General features: G+C 51.2%; 1 protein-coding gene. It reads right to left on the bottom strand.

Annotated elements, in window-relative coordinates; genetic code table 11:
* Nucleotides 1-531, bottom strand: a 531-nt coding sequence (locus R7044_RS27770; RefSeq protein WP_225456310.1) for an N-acetylmuramoyl-L-alanine amidase, incomplete at both ends; no start/stop codon positions are given.

Raw genomic sequence — 531 nt, 5'->3', positions numbered from 1 at the left:
CGACCAATCTCACTGTTTGCGCGACGCGTATTCAATACGAATACCGATCCCCCACGAGGTTGTGGTGACGTGAACGCATCCGCGTGAACTGAGATTAACAGGTGCGCGTCATTTTCGCGGGCAAATGCGACACGGCGGTTTAAGTTAACAAAGTAGTCACCGGTACGCGTCATGCGCGTTTTGATTCCCGGCGTCGCATCAAGTTGCGCTGCAAGCTTACGAGAAATGCTCAGTACCGCGTCTTTTTCATACTTGCGACGAGATGGACCAATTGAGCCAGGGTCTTCACCACCATGACCAGGATCGATCACGATCAATACTTCTTGAGCACGCTGTACGGTACTCATGTCTTTGCTGGTTGTCGCCGGTTTGCTTGGTTTCGCTGCTGCTGTCGCGGTTTTCTTACCGTGTGGCAGGTCAATCACCAAACGATGCCCATATTGGCCGCCCGGCGTTGGACTGAGTTTGAATAACTCTGCCTGAACGTTTTTCTTTAATTCAAAAACAAGGCGATAGGTGCCTTTCTCTGGA

It is taken from the genome of Vibrio sp. 1402 (assembly GCF_033340275.1).
This window is presented reverse-complemented; position numbering and strand designations above follow the sequence as displayed.